Consider the following 256-nt stretch of genomic DNA (forward strand, 5'->3'; position numbering starts at 1 on the left):
CTTCGGGGTCGTTCGCGGGGAAGATCTCGTCGGGCGCTTCGACGCGGTAGATGTCGAGCGGCGCGCGGTGGTCGTCGCGGCACTTCGCGATCTCGCGGGCGCTCTGGCTGCGGGAGAGGCCGGCGCCGCCGACGATCGCGCGACCGCCGGTGTCGATAGCGTCGTGGACGGACTCGCGGATGCGTTCGGCGTGCCCGACGCGCTTGCAGGGGATGGCGTGCTCGCGGACGCCGGGGAGGTCGTAGTACGCGGTCTC

At 72.7% G+C, this 256-nt stretch carries 1 pseudogene; it reads right to left on the minus strand.

The window, feature by feature from the left end:
• Window positions 1-256: pseudogene (locus SM753_RS20870) on the minus strand (NAD(P)/FAD-dependent oxidoreductase); the annotation flags it as partial.

Origin of the sequence: Halostella sp. PRR32 (assembly GCF_034808085.1) — an archaeon.
Lineage (GTDB): Archaea > Halobacteriota > Halobacteria > Halobacteriales > Natronoarchaeaceae > Halostella > Halostella pelagica.